This is a genomic window from Alkalihalobacillus pseudalcaliphilus (assembly GCF_028610675.1).
GTDB lineage: Bacteria > Bacillota > Bacilli > Bacillales > Bacillaceae_D > Alkalihalobacillus > Alkalihalobacillus pseudalcaliphilus.
Genome location: NZ_JAQQWS010000001.1, coordinates 743,852 through 763,352, shown reverse-complemented (window position 1 = coordinate 763,352; position 19,501 = coordinate 743,852). Strand labels below are relative to the sequence as shown.

Below are 19,501 nucleotides of genomic sequence, written 5' to 3'. Positions count from 1 at the left end.
GAATACAAATTTGTCCTCTCCTTCTTTATTTGAATGGAGAGTTTTTTGTTAGTAATTTGATAGGTGTAAGGAGAGTGGAACAAACATGAGTCATGTGACAGCAACGTATCTAGTAAAAGGAAAAAAAGAGGAATTAGCTAAAAAAGCAGAAGGAATAGCCTTAGGATTAACAGTAGGATCGTGGACAGAGTTACCAACCATTGAACAAGAGCAATTAAAGGCTCATAAAGGAAATGTAGAGCAAGTAGAATATGTAGGAGAAGGTCGTGATGAGCATGGATTAATAAAAATTAGCTATCCAAGTTTAAACTTCTCTCCGGATTTACCAGCGATTTTAACAACGGTTTTTGGTAAACTTTCCCTTGATGGTGAAGTGAAATTAATCGATTTAAACTTCTCTAGTGAGTTAAAATCCTATTTTCCCGGTCCGAGATATGGGATTGATGGTGTCCGTGAACTTGTAGAAGTGAAGAAACGGCCACTATTAATGAGTATTTTTAAAGCGGCGATCGGTAGAGATTTAGACTCGTTACATGAGCAAATGCTTCTTCAAGCGTTAGGCGGAGTTGACATTATTAAAGATGATGAAATTTTATTTGAAAATGAAAAAACACCTCTAGAAGAGAGAATTCCAGTGTGTTTGGCTGCTATTACGGAAGCGGCAGAATCAACAGGACATAGACCATTATATGCTGTCAATATCACTGGAAGGACCTCACAACTTAAGGACAGGGCTAAGCAAGCGATAGATTTAGGAGCACCTGCTCTACTCTTGAATGTCTTTGCTTATGGGTTGGATGTCTTACAAGATTTAAGAGAGGATACCGAAATTGATGTGCCCATTTTAGCCCACCCTGCAGTAAGTGGGGCGATGACATCGAGTGCTTATTATGGTTTTTCTCATCAATTATTGTTAGGGAAATTATTAAGAATGGCTGGAGCGGACCTTGTTTTATTCCCGTCACCTTATGGTAATGTGGCGTTAGAAAAGGACAAAGTGTTAGGCATTGTCACGTCATTAACTGAGCAAGATGATAGCTATAAGAAAGCATTCCCGGTTCCTTCTGCAGGCATTCACTCTGGGATGACTGAAAAAATTATCAGTGATTTTGGTCCAGACATTGTGATTAATGCTGGAGGTGGCATCCACGGTCATCCAGGTGGAGCGATAGCGGGTGGAAAAGCTTTTCGTCATGCGATTGATGGAGTTATGGAACAGAAGAGTTTACTGGAGGTAGCCAATACAAGTATAGAACTAAGGCAAGCCATTGATGCATGGGGGTATTTAAAACCGTGACAAAACCAGTCATTTATTGTGATTTTGATGGAACGATTACGGAGTCAGATAATATTGTTGCATTAATGGAAAAGTTCGGTCCAAATGATGCAGAGGCCATAAAAGAGCAAATCCTTTCACAATCTATTTCTATTAAAGAAGGTGTGGGCCAGCTTTTTCGTTTAATAAAAAGTAATAAGAAACCAGAAATGGTGAGCTATTTATTAGACACTGTAAAAGTCAGACCGGGGTTTCAAGAATTACTTCATTATTGTAAGCAGGAAAGTATTCGCTTTTATGTGGTAAGTGGTGGCATTGATTTTTTTGTTTACCCTTTATTAGCTAGATTTGACTTAGAAGAAGAGCAAATCTATTGCAATGGCCATGATGCTGAAGGACCGGTCATTGAAATTACTTGGCCTTACCCATGTGACACCGATTGTCATAACGAGTGTGGGTGCTGTAAACCATCAATCATACGTACCATTTCCGAAGCGGAGGATTTTAACATTGTGATTGGTGATTCAGTGACCGATTTTGAAGCAGCCAAAAAAGCAGACCATGTATTCGCTCGAGCCCGTTTGGAAGAGGAATGCCAAAAGCAAGATATACCATATACAACGTTTAGCGATTTTTTTGACATTCTGAATCATATTAAGAAGTTGGAGGTGATCCGATGATGAGGGAACGCTGGGAAGAACTTGCTGATATTAAGGAACAATTGGCACGGAGAGATTGGTTTCCTGGTACGAGTGGGAATTTATCGATAAAGGTATCGGATAATCCTGTTACCTTCTTAGTAACGGCAAGTGGTAAAGATAAAACGAAACGAACAAATGAAGATTTTCTGTTAGTAGATGAGTTCGGTGAATCGATTGAGCATTCGTACTTAAAACCTTCAGCAGAAACGTTACTTCATACAGAAATTTACAAAAAAACAGATGCTGGTTGTAGTCTTCATGTTCATACATTAGATAATAATTTAATTTCAGATTTGTATGGTGATGATGGCTTGATTACCTTTAGAGGTCAAGAGCTTATTAAAGCTTTTAACATTTGGGAAGAGGATGGCGAAATAACCTTACCCATTATAGAAAATTACGCAGATATTCCTACCTTAGCAAAAGCGCTAGGGAAGAAAATTACACCTGACATTAAGGGCGTTCTTATTCGTAACCATGGTATTACCGTATGGGGAAGAACAGGTTTTGAGGCAAAGAAGCATTTGGAAGCCTTTGAGTTTTTATGTTCTTTTCACTTACGACAATTACAATATAAACATTATTTAAAGGGAGGTAAACAAAATGGCACAATTACGTTTTCATGACAATAACGAAAGAGTAGTAGGGGAAGAACTAGTTAAGTATTTAGAAGAACAAGGGGTCATTTATGAAAATTGGGGTACAGAGAATTTACCTGCTCATTTAGTTGAAAAGTTCGCTTTAACAGATGAGGAAAAACAAGAGATATTACAAGTGTATAAGTCAGAAATTGCTGACATTTCAGCTCGTCGTGGCTATTTAACAGCTGATGTCATTTCATTATCAGATTCTACACCTAACTTAGATGAGCTATTAAAGAACTTTGTCCAAGAGCATCATCACACAGATGATGAGGTACGTTTTATTGTAAGTGGACATGGAATTTTTGCCATTGAAGGAACGGACGAAAGATGGTTTGATGTAGAACTTGAGCCAGGTGATTTAATCTCCGTCCCAGAAAACTATCGTCATTATTTCACACTAATGGACGACAGAAAAGTTGTAGCTGTACGAATTTTCAAAACAAAAGAAGGTTGGGTTCCCGTTTACGAAAAAGAAGAACAAACTCTTTAATAACAGTATCAAAAGTGAAAAATCCTACACAATAACGATGAAGCACCTTTAGTAGTTGGAAAAACTACGAAGGTGCTTTCATTTGATTGGCTGTTGATACAAAGCAACAATAAGCAGTCACCAAGTACAATACGACTTTCATTCAGTAGCGGTGAGTAAAACTCCGCAAATGAGCATCAGCACCAACTTCTATATAAAACCTATTACTATGGCAAAAAAGTTTGCCTAGTTGACGTTTTAAACATTACACGTTTGGGAAAAGACTAAGTAAGGAGTTGATAGACGTGAATGTATTAGTCGTTGGAGCAAATGGACAAGTTGCCAAGGAGGCAATTAAAGAACTAAAAGATACAGATCACAAAACCTTTGCGATGATTCGAAATAATGAACAAGCTCAGTCGTTAAAAGAACTAGGTGCTGACGAAGTTGTCCTTGCTGATTTAGAGAAAGATATTTCACACGCTTTCAAGCATATCGATGCCGTCATCTTTGCTGCCGGTTCAGGAGGGCATACAGGTGCAGATAAAACGATTCTTATTGATTTATGGGGAGCGATAAAAGTGATTGACCAAGCCATAGAGCACAAAGTGAATCGCTTTGTCATGCTTAGCTCCATGGGTACAGTTGAACCCGAACAATCAGATAAAATAAAGCATTATTTAGTCGCAAAAAAACTTGCTGATGATCATCTGAAACGCTCAGAATTAAATTACACGATCGTAAGACCAGGCTCACTAACGAATGAAGAGTCACTTGGGAAAATTAAACTAGAACAAGTCATACAAAATCGTGATACGACCATAACGAGAGCTGATGTTGCTAAAGTACTCGTAGCTACATTAGACAAAGAAAATACATTTCAACAAACATTTGAAATTCTAAATGGTGATACCGATATTGAGGAAGCACTCAATAGAATATAGTAGAAAAAGAGTTACCTGTTTGGGTAGCTCTTTTCATATGTTCAATAGGTTTCAGACCATATTTAAATATGAAGGAGCCCTACTCTTTCTTTAATTTGAATCAATTTTTCCTTTGCGATCATACGTGCTTTTGTAGCACCGTCTTGTAGAATATCTTCTATTTCTTTTGGTTTTGACACGAGATTTTGAAATTGTTCCCTTGGGATAGTTAATTCACGATTCATTACTTCAAATACAGCATCTTTGACAGCACCCCATCCAATCCCATTTCTAAAATGTTCACGCATATTAAGAACTTCATCATCTTTTGCAAAAGCTTGATACAAAGTAAATAATGGTGAGGTATTTGGGTCCTTAGCTTCATGGGGTAAAGAAGAATCTGTCTTTACTTGTTTAATTAACTTATTTAATTGAGCTGCTTCTGAAAATAGTGGAATGACATTATTATAGCTTTTGCTCATTTTGCGTCCATCAAGTCCCGGTAGAATTGCTACATCTTTTTCGATATATCCTTCTGGCGACGCAAAGGTTTCACCATACTTCTGATTAAAGGTCTGGGCCAAGTCCCGGGCAATTTCAATATGTTGAATTTGGTCTTTACCAACAGGAACTAAATCCGCATCAAAAAGCAGTATATCTGCGGACATAAGAATGGGGTAATTAAATAGGCCCATGTTCACACCGTCATCACGATGCAGACCCATTGTGGTGTTTTTGTCAACGAGTGCTTTATATGCATGAGCTCTATTCATTAATCCTTTTGGTGTTAAATTAGCTAAAATCCAATTTAGTTCAAAAAGCTCAGGAATGTCGGATTGACAATAAAAGAGAGACTGAGTAGGATTTAGCCCAAGCGCTAACCAAGTTGCCGCAATTTCTAGCGTTTGTTTTCTTAAAAGTTCAGCATCAGTCACTGTATTTAAAGCATGCATGTTGGCGATGAAATACAATGGTGTATATTCGTCACTTTCTAAAAATTGAAGGGCAGGCTTTATAGCCCCCGCATAATTTCCAACATGGATTGTGCCGGTTGGTTTTATGCCAGTTATTACTTTTTTCATACATATACCTCCTAATTTTTGCATACAAAAAGGGCTCCCATCCTAAAATAAGGACGAGAAACCCGTGGTGCCACCTTGATTCGTTTTTTTTTTCAAAAAACGCACTTATCGACGTACGGAAATAAAACATCATTTCGATACGCTGCCTTTTGTAACGATAAGGCGTTTCGTCTAAGCCTACTTTAATGTTCAGCTTGAAAGCTCCAAAGTCCATTCAACATGAAAGTAGACTGATTCCCACCAACCATCAGTTCTCTAAAACTACTCAGCATGTCTACTCCTCTTTATCAACGCAATGATATGAAGTTGAAAATGATTGTAATACAAAATCCAAATAAAGGCAATAGGTAATGATAAAAAAATCCAATATTCAAATTGTCAATGATAAACATATATAATTTCATGATCCACTTGGAGTTCAACAAAGTAACTGAATGAATGGATGATTAAAGGGAATTTATTACAAAACATGGAAACGTATGATACACTTAGGTTATCTAGATTCACGATATAGACATTACGGCTTGTTCAACCAACTGGAAGGATCATTGTATAAAGAAGATAGAAAGGAAAGTAATCCACAAAAAAGGAGGTAGAAAAAAATCGACTTATTACTCTGGATAACGCTTGTTTTCATAATTTTTGGATTTATTGTTCTCGTTTCTATGAAAAAAGGTATGGAAAGTAAGCTCGCCTTTATAATAGCGAATGAAGAAGACGGGGAAAGTTCAACAAAAGTTAAATCCATAGTTTGGTGGATAGTGGGTACCACAGTTTGGGGAATAGTGAGTATGACTCTTATTACTTGGTGGTTTCAGAACCAATTTGGATAATTGTTGGGTTAAAATGTTGTTAAACAAACAGTATGTTAGTTTAACAAGCAAATATTATAAAATGGAACTTCTACAAATGAGGGAGTTCAATTTTTATCAATAATATCACCATTTCCATCCCACAAGACGCGGAGCACTATCTTTCAGATAAAGCCCACATGGCGAAACTAAAACCAGCTCCACCACCAACAAGAATGAAAGTGGTGATAAGTCCTTTCCAACTCAGCTCTTGATAAAATTTGCTTTTGATCTTTTTCAATTTGATTTTGTTTTTAGAATTTGAGAATTAGCATTAACCCAGCGGACGAAAACATGCGGAGACTCCCGTGGGACGTAGTGGCAGGCTGAGATCCACTGGCGTAGCCAGTTAGCTCAGCGCCACCCCACAGGACGCGGAGCATGATTTTCGGTAGCGACGAGCAAAGCTCTGCACATGAGTACCAGCATCAACTTTCCTATAAAAATAATTATTAGAAAACATTGTATTTATGTGAAACATTTTTTAAACTAGATACGTAAAGTTGTATAGAACATCATTTTACAGAAGAAGGAGGTTCTGGTTACATAGTCAGTAATTCCTTGCGGGGAACTAAATAGGGGTCGTGGTTTATTTAATTGAAGGGAGGGAGATTAAATGGAAGATCTCCAGCAGATGTACTTTATTGGATTGATGGTTGGGGCTGCGATTACAGTCGTTTATATATTACTAAGCGATTTATTAGAGCCAGTTTTTGGTTTTCTTGATGGCATACTTAACCCAGTTCTTATCCTCTCCTTTCTAACATTCTTTTGTGCCTCAGGCTATTTGTTAGAATTTTTACCGATAAGTTCATTCGTCATTATTCTAATCTCAATGGGTATTAGCCTTCTGCTTGTCACATTATTAAACGTCTTTGTACTCATTCCACTATCGAATGCTGAAGCAACATTAGGTTATACTGAAGAGGATTTAAGAGGAAGAATGGCTAAGGTTATTATTTCTATACCTGAGGATGGCTTTGGCGAGATTATGATTACCGATCATAGTGGTCATATATCTAGAACGGCTAAAAGCTTTGAAGAAACAAGTATTGCATCAGGGGAAGAGGTCATCGTCATCGATATTAAAGATGGTGTCTTATATGTCGCAATACAAGAAAAAGATTTACTAGATTCATAAATTTAAAGAGGAGCGTGAACGGATGGATCCTATTATTATTGTTATAGGTATTGCGGTTGCCATTGTTATTGCATTAGTGTCAGTTTTTATTACGAAATATCGTACAGCAGGGCCGGATGAAGCATTGATTGTGACAGGGAGCTTCTTAGGATCAAAAAACGTAAATACCGATGCTGTTGGAAATAAAATTAAAATTGTTAGAGGTGGCGGTACCTTTGTATTACCAGTCTTCCAACAAGCTGAGCCATTGTCATTATTATCTAGTAAACTAGATGTACAGACACCTGAAGTGTATACAGAATTAGGGGTTCCAGTCATTGCAGATGGTACAGCAATTATTAAGATTGGTAGTTCAATTGGAGAAATTGCTACAGCGGCTGAACAATTTTTAGGTAAGCCAAAGAGTGAGCGTGAACAAGAAGCGAAGGAAGTATTAGAAGGTCACTTACGTTCAATTTTAGGAACTATGACAGTAGAGGAAATATACCGTAATCGTGAACGTTTTTCGCAAGAGGTACAAAAAGTAGCTTCTATGGATTTAGCAAAAATGGGTCTTGTCATTGTATCATTTACAATCAAGGATTTACGTGATAGTAATGGTTACTTAGAGTCTCTTGGTAAACCAAGAATTGCTCAAGTAAAACGAGATGCTGATATTGCTACAGCTGAAGCAGAAAAAGAAACAAGAATTAAGCAAGCAGAAGCAAGTAAAGAAGCTCAACGCTCTGAACTTGAACGTGCAACTGAAATTGCTGAAGCTGAAAAGATTAACCAACTTAAAGTAGCTGAGTTCCGTACGGAGCAAGATCGTGCCAAAGCTCGTGCTGACCAATCTTATCATTTAGAAGAAGCTCGCTCAAGACAAGAAGTTACTGAGCAACAAATGCAAATTCAAATCATTGAACGCCAAAAGCAAATTGAGCTTGAAGAGCGAGAAATTTTAAGAAGAGAAAAGCAATATGACTCTGAAGTTAAGAAGAAAGCAGATGCTGATCGTTATGCGGTTGAACAAGCAGCAGAAGCAGCAAAATGGAAACAAGTAACAGAAGCAGATGCTGATAAATATCGTATCGAAGCGATGGCGAAAGCAGAGGCTGAAAAAGTACGTGTTGATGGTCTTGCCTTTGCCGAAGCTGAAAGAGCTAAAGGGGAAAGTGAAGCGGAAGTTATTCGTTTGAAAGGTCTTGCTGAAGCGGAAGCCAAAGAAAAGATTGCCGAAGCGTTCGAAATGTACGGCCAAGCAGCGATGCTCGATATGATTTTAAAAATGCTTCCTACTTATGCAAAAGAAATTGCTAGCCCACTTAGCAATATCGATAAGATTACTGTCGTTGATACAGGTGGTAATGGAGAAGGTAGCGGTGCTAATAAAGTTACCTCCTATGCGACTGATTTAATGGCGACATTACAAACAAGTTTAAAAGAATCATCAGGTATTGACGTAAAAGAATTAATAGAGAATTTCTCAGGTAAAGCGAATGTGAAAAATTCTGTTGACCAATTAACAGAAGAGATTAAATCAAAAAAAGATACAAATAATGAGAATGCTTCTTAAATGGTGAAATATTAAGTGAAGTAGTCATATAAAAGAGACTTTAAGTATTAATTTACTCAAAGTCTTTTTTTTAGATATTCAGCGTCAAAGGAAAAAAGCTCAAGTTTTACACGAGCATTGTGCATTTGCCACTTTTCCCTCACAAAGCTTTAACAAGTTTCTAAGTCTACCTACTTGTCTGATAATCTAAACATTTTTATAATGAAGGTTATGAGATAAGGGAGGCAGCACCGATGAAAAAGGGAATTACAATATCCGTCTTATTATTGGCCCTCATAGGAGGAGCAATTGTTTTTTATTTAACTGAACGTACGGAAGTTGGAGCATATGAAGGGAATCAAGCTATTGATTTCACTTTGCCGATGTATAAAGATGACACAAGGAGCTTAAGTGATTTTTTTGGAGAAGTAATTATATTAAATGTATGGGCATCCTGGTGCGAACCATGTATTCGTGAAATGCCTGATTTAATGGAAATCGATGATGAATATGATGATGTAACTGTACTAACGGTTAATATGAATAGATTTGAGCGAAATGATGATGATGCACCGAATTTTATAGAAGAAATAGGATTTACCTTGCCGGTATTTATTGATGTTGATGGGGAAATGTATGAGCAATATCACATTACAGGGTTTCCTAGAACTTATATCATAGACCAAGAGGGTATCATTCAACAAATCTTCCCAGGTGAAATCAACAAAGAGATGCTTAAGAATGCCATTGAACCTTATATACATTAATCGAAAATGTTAAACCAATATGAGAAAAGAAAGGATTCAAGCGAATTCTTTCTTTTTTTTGCTTAAATAACTGGCTATTGCATAAACTTAATAATGCCATGTCAAAACAAAAACAGCTCCATGAGGATCAAAGTACACTTTCACTCTTAACTAGTGGCTTATATTTTATAAGAAGGTTAGTGCGAACTTAGAGCTTTGCTCGCCGCTACCGATAATTATGCTCCGCGTCCCGCGGGGTGGCGCTGAGCTAACTGGCACAGCCAGTGGATCTCAGCTCTGCCACTACGTCCCGCGGGAGTCTCCGTATATTTTCGTCCGCTGGGTTACTGGCATATTCTCAAGAACAAAAAACAATCCAACACTATTCTTTTAAAATGAAAAAGAACAAAATTAAATTGAATGAAGTTCCAACAATCAAAAGGCAAAATCCAGGTTTCACGCTAGGGTGTGATGAGTATTTTCGAAATGTCATCATGTAAGTTTTGTTAAATTTAGTTCGAACATAGAGCGTATAATGCATACACGGAAGTTCAATTCACTTCTCCACCAATAAAAATGAAAGTCATCTTTCACCATCTTAACAATTCATAAAGGTTTGTTCAGATACTGACGTCAAACCTTGGAGTAACTACACGAAAAAGGCCGAACGTGACAGTTACTCGAAGGAAGAAGGTGAGTAACTACACGAAAAGGTCTAATCATGTCAGTTACTCAAAGGGCATGATGGCACAATGAGTTCTTGAGCTTAATGATTAGTCGTAACCTGTCATACTGGAAGTGAACTTGACGAGATTCAGTGCATCACCCATTAAAATTTTATACAAAACCCGCATGGTGGAGCCAAAACCGCTCCACCACCACTAAAGATGAAAGTCATCTATCACCCCCTTAAGGTTCATAAGGAATTGTGAAGATACGGAAGCCAAACCTCGGAGTATCTGCACAAAGAGCGGGTTAATGTGAAGATACGGACGCCAAACCTTAGAGTATCTACACAAAGAGCGTGTTAATGTGAAGATACGGACGCCAAACCTTAGAGTATCTGCACAAAGAGCGGGTTAATGTGAAGATACGGACGCCAAACCTTGGAGTATCTGCACAAAGAGCGGGTTAATGTGAAGATATGGACGCCAAACCTTAGAGTATCTGCACAAAAGAGAGGGTTAATGTGAAGATACGGACGCCAAACCTTAGAGTATCTGCACAAAGAGCGGGTTAATGTGAAGATACGGACACCAAACCTTAGAGTATCTGCACAAAGAGAAGGTTAATGTGAAGATACGGACGCCAAACCTTAGAGTATCTGCACAAAGAGCGGGTTAATGTGAAGATACGGACGCCATACCTCGGAGTATCTGCACAAAGAGCGGGTTAATGTGAAGATACGGACGCCAAACCTTAGAGTATCTGCACAAAGAGAGGGTTAATGTGAAGATACGGACGCCAAACCTTGGAGTATCTGCACAAAGTGGTCATTCATGTGTAGTGTTGACTTCTTAACCTGTGGGTACGTTTACAACTAGTCCTCTCCAAACATGGAAGTAGGGTTTCACTCTTTAACTGGTGGCACTTCATTCAATTAGTTTTTGCTTTTTTATTTGTTGGCTTTTCATTCATTTGTTTTATATGAGAAGTTCTCTAACCAAGAAGCCTGCACCAACCCATTCCCGAAGCATATCATCTTTTGTACACTTTCATACAAAACGCGCATGGCGAAGCCCAATTCACTTCGCCACCAACAAAGATGAAAGTAGTGGCGACTTTTTAAGCAGTTGGCCCGTTTACAACTCGATCACCATCAGGAGTCGGCTGAACAAACAGTGAGGACTATCCTGCTAAGGTCATCTATCGCGAGATGGATGACGAGCTAACTTCAAGGCCAACCCATCGAACCTAAGTACACCTTCATCCAAAAGGAGGCTAATCATGTACCATCAGGCACTTGTTAAAGTTGTTTCTGTTTTGTTCGAAGATCATAAAAAGCAGTGGATCATAACGGACCAATTTTCAGGGAGAGCGATCCTTTATAAATCAGTATTAGAGCCTGTGAAAGCAGGAGATGATATATATGTAAATATAACAGCTTATCATCTTAATCTCGGCACAGGCGGGTATGATATTGTTGTGAGCAAACAAATAAGCCCTGAAACGGTAACAAGAAACGAGCAAGGAGGGCATATCATTAAACTTCGTTATACACCGAATCAGCATAGTGTTCAAGCGATCGATGCACAAGAGAGTCCCTATCATACTTTATTTGAAAAAGATTTCTCTTTAGAGGGAAAGAAAGTGCTTTTAGCTGAATTACATAGTATGGTACCGCTCATTTGGAGTTTTGCTAGACAACTGAATGAACAGTTGAAAATAACGTTTATTTTTGATGAACAAGCAGCGCTCGCTCTCCCCATAAGTAAACATCTTGAGAGGTTAGAAAAGGAGAAGGGTTTTCATTCGATTACTATCGGTCAAGCATTTGGTGGGGAATATGAAGCAACGACCTTACAAAACGCCTTACAGTTTGCTGACCAATACTTACGGTCCGATTTGATCGTTGTTTCTGTTGGTCCAGGAGTAGTTGGGACGGGAACCAAATATGGATTTTCTGGTATTCATTTAGCAAATTGGGCAAATATCATAGGTGCGTTGCAAGGTGTTCCTGTATGGGTTCCAAGAATTTCTTTCGCAGATAAGCGTGAAAGGCAAAGGGGGGTAAGCCATCACACAAGAACAGCCTTAATGGAATTTACGTATGCGAAATCTATATTACCATTACCCTATTTGCAGCAAGATAGAATGCAGTTAATCAAACAACAATTAGCACATGCCAAAAGCTTAACAGAACATACGGTTATTATTAGTACAAAAAAAGCAAACTTCGAACATATTAGAAAAGCGGTCACTATTTTTGAAGATGAGATTACAACGATGAATCGTTCTTTTGCTGAAGATCCTGATTATTTTTGTGGTGTTTTTGAAGCGACAAGAGTAAGTTTAGGTTTCGTTGAGTAGACAGCATCTGTCCATTCCTTCACGTATAAATAATGTTTTTGAGCTTCCTTAAGTTTCGCTTTGATTTCCCAAGCCTTCCCTGTTAAACGAATGCCGTTTGGATGAATATCAATTTTCATTTTCATCTCTCCTTGTATGGATGTTAGTTTATATTTTTTTACACTCTGTGATACACTTTTATGAGCAAAACCATAATTTAGAACAAAGGATTGATAGTTTTGAATCATTTAGTAGAAAAGACCACAAACATTCAAGCGATTTATCAAGGTAGAATTATTGATTTACAAATAGAAGACGTACTTCTACCAAATGGTGAAACGAGTAAAAGGGAAGTAGTCAAGCATCCCGGAGCCGTTGGTATCATTCCGATCACATCTGAAGGAAAGTTAGTCATGGTTCGTCAGTATCGCAAGGCCTTAGAAAAAGTGATTGTAGAAATACCAGCTGGGAAGTTAGATCATCAAGAAGAACCAATAGCATGTGCGAAACGAGAGCTACAAGAGGAAACAGGTTATGTATCAAACAGTATGGATTTTGTCGTGTCATTTTATACGTCACCTGGATTTGCTAATGAAATCATCCATATTTATGTGGCTGGTGGACTTGAGAAAAAAGAAATGGCTTTAGATGAAGATGAATTTTTGGATGTGATAGAAGTTTCAATAGAGGAAGCAGAAGAAATGATCCAAAATCAGATCATCCATGATGCTAAAACAATTTACGCGGTACAATATATGCAGTTAAAACTAGCAAAAAAAGAATAGAAAGACTTTAGAAGTTCTTGTCATAGATTCGTTCTCATTATCATAGAGTAGATTAAAGGCTATGCGAGAGGGTTGATATGATGAGAACAAATAGTTTTAAATATATGGTGATGAGTCATATTGAGGAAAATCGTTCTTTATATATATTTACGACGGTATTATTTCTAATGGGGATTATTTTCGGAGCAATCGTTGTAAATAGCATGAGTTTAACACAAAGGCATGATTTACATTTATATGTCTCGCAGTTCTTTGGACAAGTGTCTGAGGGCCATATGACATCCTCAGCAGAAATCTTTGCAACAAGCTTTATGCATTATATTAAATACATTGGTCTAATGTGGCTATTAGGATTATCTGTAATCGGATTACCTGTATTACTTATTTTATTATTTTTAAAAGGTGTCGTTGTTGGGTTCACGATTGGATTTTTAGTTAATCAATTGGGCTTACAAGGCTTTCTATTATCATTTGCCGCTGTGATGCCACAAAACTTTATTCTGATACCGGTCTTTATTATTATTGGAACGGCAGGAACAGCATTTTGTGTAAAAATGATGAGACAGCAGTTTTTTAAAAAACAAACGGTTCCTTTTATGCCACAATTTGTTCGCTATTCTCTGTTAATGCTCTGCTTAGGCGGTGCTGTTGCCTTTGCCTCATTTTGTGAAGCATATTTATCACCAATCTTGATGAAGTTTATAATTACTACTTTTATGTAATAATTATTATATAAAAATGAATATCTGATTCTAAATAATAATCATTATCGATTGACACTCCCTTTTTCACTTATTATAATAAAGAAAGTTAGATGCTTGGGGAGGCTTAGAAATGGAAAAGCGATTAGAGCGAATAAAGAAGCATTTGCACTCACAAAGTTATAAGCTGACGCCACAAAGAGAGGCGACAGTTCGTGTATTGTTAGAGCATGAGGAAGATCATTTGAGTGCCGAAGATGTATACCTCCTAGTTAAAGAAAAAGCACCTGAGATAGGTTTAGCGACGGTGTATCGTACATTGGAGCTTCTTGCTGACTTAAAAATTGTTGATAAAATTAATTTTGGTGATGGTGTTTCTCGATTTGATTTACGCCAAGAAGGAGCAGCTCATTTTCATCATCATTTAGTCTGTATTGAATGTGGGGCTGTTGATGAAATACAGCAAGATTTATTAGGCGATGTTGAGGCAATCGTTGAGCGCGATTTTAATTTTAAAATAAAAGACCACCGTTTAACTTTCCACGGGATTTGTTATCGTTGTCATGATAAGGATAAGCAAAATGAGGAGAATGAACAAAATGCGGAAACGGTCTTCTAAACTCAGATGAGAAAGTCTTTCTTTTATTTAAAAGAAGACTTTTTTATTTTGGTGAACATTTGGTATAATCACGCTTGTTTTTGGCATAGCTTGTATTATAGACTTTTCTCGCTATGGGTATAGGAGTGTGATGTTGGATGTTTCAATCGAAGGTGGCTATGGTTTGGCATGCGCTAAAGGTATTCCTTTTATTTATGGGATGCACAGTTTTCTTTTATTATGGTATTCTATGGATAAGTGAAGAGTATGAAAGTATGCACCGTTATGATGAGCCCCAAGGCAAGGCTGTAAAGGTTTTTCAGATTGAATCTAGTGAAGAGCATTCTATGAAAAACCGTTTGCTTTGGTTCTATCGTTTAGGTGAATAGCTAGGAGCGATTTGGGTGGATACATTAATAACCGATTTTATCCGTTATATGAAAATTGAAAGAGGTTTAAGTGAAAATACGATCTCTTCCTATCAACGAGATTTAAAAGCCTATCAACATTATTTAATACATGTTGAGCAAATTGATACATTTGATGCGGTAAAGAGAGAGGAAATTAGGCAATTTCTCTATTTTTTAAAAGATGAAGGTAGAGCCGATACTACGATTGCTCGAATGCTATCTTCCATTAGAGCTTTTCACCAATACCAAATTCGAGAGCAAGTTCTCCTTCATGATCCTTCTGATTTAATTGAAATGCCAAAGGCACAAAAGAAATTACCTAAGGTTTTATCAATGGAAGAAGTAGAAGTTTTACTCGATCAATCAAATGGGACAAAGCCGACTGAAATTCGTAATAAGGCAATGCTTGAGCTATTATATGCAACAGGAATAAGGGTTTCTGAGATGATGGACCTTACGCTAGATGATATTCATTTATCGATGGGGTTTATTCGGTGTATAGGAAAAGGCAATAAAGAACGAATTATTCCGATTGGTGATACGGCGATACGTGCACTTGAAAAGTACATGCAGCAGGCCCGTCCGCAATTATTAAAGAAAAATAAACATGACTTTATCTTTGTTAATCACTATGGTAAAAAACTGACAAGACAAGGGTTTTGGAAAATACTAAAGCAATTAACTAAAGAAGCAGGGATTACAAAAGAGCTTTCCCCCCATACACTCAGGCATTCATTTGCCACGCATTTATTAGAAAATGGTGCAGATTTACGTGCGGTACAAGAAATGTTAGGTCATGTAGATATCTCTACTACGCAAGTTTACACACATGTTACTAAAACGAGACTAAAAGATGTATATTCTCAATTTCATCCTCGAGCTTAATGGCAAAAGGGTGTTTTTTCACAAAGAGGTCAGACTTCTGACGAGTTTTCCTGTTCATCTTTGTCTAAAAATGGGTATAATAGAAAGGTAAGTTTTGATTATTTTGGAGGGATTACTCATGAGCAAAGCATATGAACGGGTATTTTTGATTGTGCTTGATTCTGTTGGAATTGGTGAGGCACCAGATGCTGCAAAATTTGGTGATGTTGGCTCGCACACATTAGGTCATATTGCGAAAGAAATGAATGGATTACATATGCCTTATATGGAAAAGTTAGGGCTCGGACATATAGAGCCGATACAAGGTATTAAAAATACGGAAATGCCAATAGGTCACTACGGAAAAATGCAGGAAGCTTCAAATGGTAAAGATACGATGACGGGGCATTGGGAAATTATGGGCTTACATATAAAAGAGCCTTTTCAGGTATTTCCAGATGGTTTTCCACCTGATTTGATTGCACAATTAGAAGCAGAGACAGGTAGGAAGATAATTGGGAATACGGTTGCTTCAGGAACAGAAATTTTAGATGAATTAGGTCAGGCTCATGTGGAAACTGGGGATTTAATTGTTTATACGTCAGCAGATTCTGTTTTACAGATTGCGGCACATGAGGATGTTGTTCCTTTAGAGGAGTTATATGCCATTTGTGAAAAAGCAAGAGCCATGACATTGCAGCATCCTTATATGGTAGGGCGAATTATTGCAAGACCTTTTATTGGTCAAGTGGGTGCTTGGGAAAGAACGGCTAACCGTCATGACTATGCCTTGAAGCCATTTGGTAGAACAGTTATGAATGAATTAAAAGATGCCGATTTAGATTCGATTGCTTTAGGGAAAATATCGGATATTTATGATGGAGAAGGTATTACTGAATCAATTCGTACGATTTCAAATGACGATGGCATGAACAAACTAATTGATTTAATGGACCGAGATTTTCATGGATTAGCTTTTTTGAATTTAGTTGATTTTGACGCCAAGTATGGTCATAGACGTGATCCGCTCGGTTATGGTAAAGCATTAGAGCAATTTGATAGGCAGCTTGCCGATGTTTTATTAAAGCTTAAGGAGAATGATCTATTAATTATTACCGCTGACCATGGTAATGATCCGACGTTTAAAGGAACTGACCATACGAGAGAGTATGTACCTTTAATTACGCATACAAAAGGACAAACAAGTGGACAAAATTTAGGGATTAAATCAACGTTTGCTGACATTGGTGCGACGGTTGCGGATAATTTTCATGTTCAACTACCGGCATTCGGACATAGTTTTTTAAAGGATATTTAGAAGGGGGAAGATAACGTGAATATTGTTGAAACCGTTAATTTTATTAAAGAAAAATATCAAAAAACACCAAAGGTTGGGTTAATTCTTGGCTCTGGTTTGGGTGTATTAGCTGATGAAATTGAAGATCCAATCAAAGTACCATATCAAGACATCCCGCATTTTCCTGTGTCTACAGTAAGTGGTCATGCAGGTCAACTCGTATTTGGGCATTTAAATGGAAAACAAGTTGTTGCGATGCAAGGCCGTTTTCATTTTTATGAAGGATATTCAATGAAAGAAGTTACATACCCTGTCCGTGTTATGAAAGAGCTTGGCGTAGAGGTTTTAATTGTGACAAATGCTGCCGGAGGTGTGAATACGGAATTTCAAGCAGGTGATTTGATGCTAATCACTGACCACATTAATCAAATGGGGACTAATCCATTAATTGGGTCGCATGATGAAGGGCAAGGTGTTCGATTCCCTGATATGTCTGAAGCTTATTCTAAAAAGTTAATGTCGATTGCTATGGATGTAGCCGAAAAACATCAATTAAAGCTTCAACAAGGAGTATATGTAGGAAATACTGGCCCTTGCTATGAGACACCTGCAGAAGTACGCATGATTCGTACTTTAGGTGGTGATGCTGTTGGAATGTCAACCGTACCAGAAGTTATTGTTGCCAGACATGCCAATATTAAGGTATTAGGTATTTCTTGTATTTCCAATATGGCAGCAGGAATTTTACCACAACCTTTATCCCATGATGAAGTCATTGAGACAACGGAGAAAGTCAAAGCAAACTTCTTGCAACTAGTAAAAGCAACGGTTGAAAACATATAACATTCCAATGGAGGTGCTCTAATGAGAATGGTCGATTTGATTGAGAAAAAAAGAGATGGATTAGCTTTATCAAAAGAAGAGATTGAATGGTTTATTTCGGGTTATACGAATGGGGAGATACCAGACTATCAAATCTCAGCTATAGCGATGGCAATCTTTTTCCAAGATATGACGGCGGAAGAACGAGCTGATTTAACGATGGCGATGGTTCATTCAGGTGAGACGATTGATCTATCATCAATAGATGGCATCAAGGTTGATAAACATTCAACAGGTGGTGTTGGTGATAAAACAACGATTGCCTTAGCGCCACTTGTGGCAGCTTTAGGAGTACCTGTTGCAAAAATGTCAGGGAGAGGTTTGGGACATACTGGAGGAACGTTGGATAAGCTCGAGGCGATTCCTGGCTTTTCGATTGAATTAGATAATAATGCTTTTACCGCTCAAGTTAATAAGCATAAAGTCGCGGTAGTCGGGCAAACAAGTAATTTAGCACCGGCAGATAAGTTGTTATATAGCTTACGTGATGTGACGGCAACGGTTAACTCAATACCACTTATCGCTAGTTCTGTTATGAGTAAAAAAATCGCTTCTGGTGCAGATGCTATCGTATTAGATGTTAAAGTGGGTTCAGGTGCTTTTATGAAAGATGTCGAGCAAGCGAAGGAACTGGCAGAGGCTATGGTCGAAATCGGCAACAAGCTTGGACGAAGAACGATGGCGATTATTTCTGATATGAATCAGCCACTCGGCCAAAGTGTGGGGAATGCTTTAGAAGTGAAGGAAGCGATTGAGGTTTTAAAAGGGAAAGGGCCAAAAGATCTTCATGAGCTTTGTTTAACTTTAGGTAGTTATATGGTGTATTTGGCTCAAAAAGCTCCTTCGATTCAAGAGGCACGAGTTCAATTACAAGAGGTTATCGATAATGGGCAAGCTTTAGAAACGTTAAAAGCATTTATTGAAGCACAAGGTGGCGATCCTCGTGTTGTGGATGAACCAGAGCAAATGCTAGGAGCGAAATACCAGATTGAGGTAGCGTCTTCAAAAAGTGGATATGTCCATGCTATTGAGGCACACCTAATTGGAAATGCAGCAATGAAACTTGGTGCGGGAAGAGAAACGAAGGAAGACCAAATTGATTTGTCTGTAGGAGTCGTTTTACAGAAAAAAATCGGTGACCATGTGAACGAAGGTGAAGCACTTGTCACCTTGCATTGTTCGAAAGAGCAGGTCGACGAGGTAAAAAATCTTATTTTACGTGCGTACCAATTAAACGCAGATCCGGTACAAGAGCAAACGCTAATTTATGAAACGATTGAGAAGTAACTTTTAATACGTAGATGAGTGATTAAAAAACCCCCTCTTAGTCTCGTAAACAAACGAGGCTTAGATGGGGTTTCATATTAGGGAATTATTCAAATCCTTATTACGTGACTGAGTTAGCGTCCTAAAAATATATAGCCTGGATCATGAGGATGAAAAAACTTAGACTTCCATATAAATTTAGGAAATCAAGAATATAAAACTCTCTGTCACTACGTCCCGTGGGAGTCTCCGCATATTTTCGTCCGCTAGGTTACTGCTCATGCTCAAGTTTAGAATGATTCTTACAAAAATGGTTGAAATG

At 37.8% G+C, this 19,501-nt stretch carries 20 protein-coding genes and 1 other annotated feature; of the genes, 18 read left to right on the top strand and 2 right to left on the bottom strand.

Going from position 1 to position 19,501, the window contains the following annotated elements:
• The first annotated feature begins 85 nt into the window (after positions 1-85).
• The 5 genes from PQ479_RS03690 (at position 86) to PQ479_RS03670 (ending at position 4,034) form a co-directional block, all read left to right on the top strand.
• Positions 86-1,297, top strand: a complete 1,212-nt coding sequence (locus PQ479_RS03690; RefSeq protein WP_047988962.1) for a 2,3-diketo-5-methylthiopentyl-1-phosphate enolase — start codon at positions 86-88, stop codon at positions 1,295-1,297.
• On the top strand, positions 1,276-1,956 hold the full coding sequence (locus PQ479_RS03685; protein WP_420535517.1) for a 2-hydroxy-3-keto-5-methylthiopentenyl-1-phosphate phosphatase: 681 nt from the start codon (positions 1,276-1,278) through the stop codon (positions 1,954-1,956). The genes PQ479_RS03690 and PQ479_RS03685 overlap by 22 nt, the downstream gene beginning before the upstream one ends.
• Positions 1,953-2,603: a methylthioribulose 1-phosphate dehydratase gene (locus PQ479_RS03680; protein ID WP_047988964.1), complete on the top strand. Its 651-nt coding sequence runs from the start codon at positions 1,953-1,955 to the stop codon at positions 2,601-2,603. Before PQ479_RS03685 ends, PQ479_RS03680 begins: the two co-directional genes overlap by 4 nt.
• Positions 2,581-3,111, top strand: a complete 531-nt coding sequence (locus tag PQ479_RS03675; protein ID WP_047988965.1) for a 1,2-dihydroxy-3-keto-5-methylthiopentene dioxygenase — start codon at positions 2,581-2,583, stop codon at positions 3,109-3,111. The genes PQ479_RS03680 and PQ479_RS03675 overlap by 23 nt, the downstream gene beginning before the upstream one ends.
• 284 nt (positions 3,112-3,395) lie before the next feature.
• Entirely contained in the window at positions 3,396-4,034 is a 639-nt protein-coding gene (locus tag PQ479_RS03670) for an SDR family oxidoreductase (RefSeq protein ID WP_047988966.1), read from the top strand.
• A 62-nt stretch (positions 4,035-4,096) separates the two neighbouring features.
• On the opposite strand, the gene PQ479_RS03665 is transcribed toward PQ479_RS03670, so the two are convergent.
• Entirely contained in the window at positions 4,097-5,101 is a 1,005-nt protein-coding gene (locus PQ479_RS03665; protein WP_273716852.1) for a tryptophan--tRNA ligase, read from the bottom strand.
• Positions 5,102-5,141: 40 nt separating this feature from the next.
• Positions 5,142-5,395, bottom strand: a binding site (T-box leader).
• A 302-nt stretch (positions 5,396-5,697) separates the two neighbouring features.
• Between PQ479_RS03665 and PQ479_RS03660 the strand changes: the two genes are divergently transcribed.
• The 5 genes from PQ479_RS03660 to PQ479_RS03640 all read left to right on the top strand — a co-directional run bounded on the left by PQ479_RS03660 (position 5,698) and on the right by PQ479_RS03640 (position 12,397).
• Positions 5,698-5,928, top strand: a complete 231-nt coding sequence (locus tag PQ479_RS03660; protein WP_047988968.1) for a hypothetical protein — start codon at positions 5,698-5,700, stop codon at positions 5,926-5,928.
• Between the two features lie 634 nt (positions 5,929-6,562).
• Positions 6,563-7,087: an NfeD family membrane protein gene (locus PQ479_RS03655; protein ID WP_047988969.1), complete on the top strand. Its 525-nt coding sequence runs from the start codon at positions 6,563-6,565 to the stop codon at positions 7,085-7,087.
• A gap of 22 nt (positions 7,088-7,109) precedes the next feature.
• Entirely contained in the window at positions 7,110-8,642 is a 1,533-nt protein-coding gene (locus PQ479_RS03650) for a flotillin family protein (RefSeq protein WP_047988970.1), read from the top strand.
• A 233-nt stretch (positions 8,643-8,875) separates the two neighbouring features.
• Positions 8,876-9,388 (top strand): TlpA family protein disulfide reductase, encoded by a 513-nt coding sequence (locus PQ479_RS03645; RefSeq protein ID WP_047988971.1) that lies wholly within the window; start codon positions 8,876-8,878, stop codon positions 9,386-9,388.
• A 1,926-nt stretch (positions 9,389-11,314) separates the two neighbouring features.
• The gene (locus PQ479_RS03640) at positions 11,315-12,397 is read left to right on the top strand and encodes a DUF3866 family protein (protein ID WP_047988972.1); all 1,083 of its coding nucleotides are present in this window, start codon (positions 11,315-11,317) and stop codon (positions 12,395-12,397) included.
• On the opposite strand, the gene mciZ is transcribed toward PQ479_RS03640, so the two are convergent.
• Complete coding sequence (gene mciZ, locus PQ479_RS21860) at positions 12,343-12,516, bottom strand: Z-ring formation inhibitor MciZ (RefSeq protein WP_083991249.1); 174 nt, start codon at positions 12,514-12,516, stop codon at positions 12,343-12,345. The two genes, PQ479_RS03640 and mciZ, sit on opposite strands and share 55 nt — an antisense overlap.
• 99 nt (positions 12,517-12,615) lie before the next feature.
• Between mciZ and PQ479_RS03630 the strand changes: the two genes are divergently transcribed.
• The 8 genes from PQ479_RS03630 to PQ479_RS03595 all read left to right on the top strand — a co-directional run bounded on the left by PQ479_RS03630 (position 12,616) and on the right by PQ479_RS03595 (position 19,200).
• The gene (locus tag PQ479_RS03630; RefSeq protein ID WP_047988973.1) at positions 12,616-13,161 is read left to right on the top strand and encodes an NUDIX domain-containing protein; all 546 of its coding nucleotides are present in this window, start codon (positions 12,616-12,618) and stop codon (positions 13,159-13,161) included.
• 80 nt (positions 13,162-13,241) lie between these two features.
• Positions 13,242-13,883 carry a stage II sporulation protein M gene (gene spoIIM / locus PQ479_RS03625; RefSeq protein WP_273716851.1) on the top strand — a complete coding sequence of 214 codons (642 nt, stop codon included), beginning with the start codon at positions 13,242-13,244 and terminating at the stop codon, positions 13,881-13,883.
• Between the two features lie 112 nt (positions 13,884-13,995).
• The gene (gene fur, locus PQ479_RS03620) at positions 13,996-14,481 is read left to right on the top strand and encodes a ferric iron uptake transcriptional regulator (protein ID WP_047988975.1); all 486 of its coding nucleotides are present in this window, start codon (positions 13,996-13,998) and stop codon (positions 14,479-14,481) included.
• Between the two features lie 137 nt (positions 14,482-14,618).
• On the top strand, positions 14,619-14,849 hold the full coding sequence (locus tag PQ479_RS03615; RefSeq protein WP_047988976.1) for a YqzK family protein: 231 nt from the start codon (positions 14,619-14,621) through the stop codon (positions 14,847-14,849).
• Between the two features lie 15 nt (positions 14,850-14,864).
• A complete protein-coding gene (gene xerD, locus PQ479_RS03610; RefSeq protein WP_047988977.1) occupies positions 14,865-15,755 on the top strand; it encodes a site-specific tyrosine recombinase XerD in 891 nt (296 codons plus the stop codon).
• A 118-nt stretch (positions 15,756-15,873) separates the two neighbouring features.
• Complete coding sequence (gene deoB / locus PQ479_RS03605; RefSeq protein WP_047988978.1) at positions 15,874-17,052, top strand: phosphopentomutase; 1,179 nt, start codon at positions 15,874-15,876, stop codon at positions 17,050-17,052.
• A gap of 15 nt (positions 17,053-17,067) precedes the next feature.
• Positions 17,068-17,874, top strand: coding sequence for a purine-nucleoside phosphorylase (locus tag PQ479_RS03600; RefSeq protein WP_047988979.1), 807 nt, complete (start codon positions 17,068-17,070; stop codon positions 17,872-17,874).
• A gap of 21 nt (positions 17,875-17,895) precedes the next feature.
• Complete coding sequence (locus PQ479_RS03595; protein WP_273716760.1) at positions 17,896-19,200, top strand: pyrimidine-nucleoside phosphorylase; 1,305 nt, start codon at positions 17,896-17,898, stop codon at positions 19,198-19,200.
• Positions 19,201-19,501 lie beyond the last annotated feature (301 nt).

Excerpts from the sequence above, each read along its gene's own strand:
- PQ479_RS03690 (WP_047988962.1), top strand. The coding sequence starts at position 86 with ATGAGTCATGTGACAGCAACGTATCTAGTAAAAGGAAAAAAAGAGGAA.
- PQ479_RS03685 (WP_420535517.1), top strand. The coding sequence starts at position 1,276 with ATGGGGGTATTTAAAACCGTGACAAAACCAGTCATTTATTGTGATTTT.
- PQ479_RS03680 (WP_047988964.1), top strand. The coding sequence starts at position 1,953 with ATGATGAGGGAACGCTGGGAAGAACTTGCTGATATTAAGGAACAATTG.
- PQ479_RS03675 (WP_047988965.1), top strand. The coding sequence starts at position 2,581 with ATGGCACAATTACGTTTTCATGACAATAACGAAAGAGTAGTAGGGGAA.
- PQ479_RS03655 (WP_047988969.1), top strand. The coding sequence starts at position 6,563 with ATGGAAGATCTCCAGCAGATGTACTTTATTGGATTGATGGTTGGGGCT.
- PQ479_RS03650 (WP_047988970.1), top strand. The coding sequence starts at position 7,110 with ATGGATCCTATTATTATTGTTATAGGTATTGCGGTTGCCATTGTTATT.
- PQ479_RS03645 (WP_047988971.1), top strand. The coding sequence starts at position 8,876 with ATGAAAAAGGGAATTACAATATCCGTCTTATTATTGGCCCTCATAGGA.
- PQ479_RS03640 (WP_047988972.1), top strand. The coding sequence starts at position 11,315 with ATGTACCATCAGGCACTTGTTAAAGTTGTTTCTGTTTTGTTCGAAGAT.
- mciZ (WP_083991249.1), bottom strand. The coding sequence starts at position 12,516 with ATGAAAATTGATATTCATCCAAACGGCATTCGTTTAACAGGGAAGGCT.
- spoIIM (WP_273716851.1), top strand. The coding sequence starts at position 13,242 with ATGAGAACAAATAGTTTTAAATATATGGTGATGAGTCATATTGAGGAA.
- fur (WP_047988975.1), top strand. The coding sequence starts at position 13,996 with ATGGAAAAGCGATTAGAGCGAATAAAGAAGCATTTGCACTCACAAAGT.
- PQ479_RS03615 (WP_047988976.1), top strand. The coding sequence starts at position 14,619 with ATGTTTCAATCGAAGGTGGCTATGGTTTGGCATGCGCTAAAGGTATTC.
- deoB (WP_047988978.1), top strand. The coding sequence starts at position 15,874 with ATGAGCAAAGCATATGAACGGGTATTTTTGATTGTGCTTGATTCTGTT.
- PQ479_RS03595 (WP_273716760.1), top strand. The coding sequence starts at position 17,896 with ATGAGAATGGTCGATTTGATTGAGAAAAAAAGAGATGGATTAGCTTTA.